Source organism: Moorena sp. SIO4E2, from assembly GCF_010671945.1.
Taxonomy (GTDB): domain Bacteria; phylum Cyanobacteriota; class Cyanobacteriia; order Cyanobacteriales; family Coleofasciculaceae; genus Moorena; species Moorena producens.
Genome location: NZ_JAAHIE010001226.1, coordinates 1 through 1,390, shown reverse-complemented (window position 1 = coordinate 1,390; position 1,390 = coordinate 1). Strand labels below are relative to the sequence as shown.

General features: G+C 45.8%; 2 protein-coding genes. Both read left to right on the top strand.

From position 1 onward, the window contains the following. The coding region (locus F6K37_RS42440; protein WP_353839149.1) for a formylglycine-generating enzyme family protein at positions 1-925 on the top strand (925 nt) is incomplete at its 5' end. A 27-nt stretch (positions 926-952) separates the two neighbouring features. After that, a partial coding sequence (locus tag F6K37_RS42435; protein WP_287257222.1) for a formylglycine-generating enzyme family protein occupies positions 953-1,390 on the top strand: 438 nt, incomplete at its 3' end.

Below are 1,390 nucleotides of genomic sequence, written 5' to 3'. Positions count from 1 at the left end.
TGTTTTTGAAGAGGAGCCAGAGGAGGATGAAGAGAAATTACAACAGTGGACATTTGAAACCCCTACTGTTAACCATCACGGGGAAATCATTAAAACCACAACCTACACCGCCTCTTACTTCACCCAAACCCTAAGCGATAATGTCGAATTGGAAATGGTGGCTATCCCTGGAGGAACCTTTACCATGGGTTCCCCTGAAAGGGAAAAAGATAGCCGTAGTCGTGAACGTCCCCAACATAATGTCACACTCCAAGCCTTCTTTATGGGGAAATATCCTGTAACCCAAGCCCAATGGAAAGCGATCGCATTAATGACAGACTTGAAAGTAGAAATAGACTTAGATCCAGACCCCTCACGCTTTAAAGGGGATAACCGCCCCATTGAAAGGATCAACTGGTATGAAGCAGTAGAGTTCTGTGACCGGCTTTCTCAGCTAACCGGAAGGGAGTATAGACTGCCTTCCGAAGCCCAATGGGAATATGCTTGTCGAGGGGTTAGAGAACCTCTCAACCTCGAAAACGGAGAATCCTATCCCCCATTCTACTGTGGAGAGACGATTACCGGACAGTTAGCAAATTACGATGCCTCATACACTTATGCGGATCAACCGCAAGGAGAAGAAAGCAAGGAAACCACCCCTGTGGATCAATTTCTTCCAAATCCCTTTGGGTTATATGATATGCACGGGAATGTTTGGGAATGGTGTTTAGATGATTGGCATAAGAATTATGACGGTGCGCCCACTAATGGCAGTGCTTGGATTGAAAATAATGAAAAGAATTCATATTCACCGCTGCGGGGCGGCTCCTGGGCTGACATTCCTGTTTACTGCCGTTCTGCGATTCGCGACGACCTCGATAGGCGCGCTGTCCGCAACTTCATTAATGGTTTTCGTGTAGTGTGCGTATCCGGGAGAACTGGATGAAGTCAGAAGTTTGAAGTTTGACTAATTATGGCCAAACTAACCATAAAACGCCCAAAACAAACCTTTCGAGGCTACAGAGAATACATCAACGGTATAGCTCTCGAAATGGTCTTAATCCCTGATGGAACCTTCACCATGGGCGCACCGGAGAGTGAAGAAGGCAGTCGTGGCAAAGAAAGACCCCAACATCATGTAACTATTTCCTCCTTTTTAATGGGACGTTACCCGATTACTCAAGCTCAATGGCAAGCGATCGCATCTCGATCTGAACTTAAGGTCAATCAATATTTAGATCCAGACCCCTCTTATTTTAAAGAGCCCTATCAAGGGATAGATAGATGGCAAAGACCTGTTGAACAAGTCAATTGGTATGATGCAGTAGAGTTCTGTGACCGCCTTTCTAAGCTAACAGGAAGGGATTATAGACTACCTTCTGAAGCCCAATGGGAATATGCCTGTCGAGGG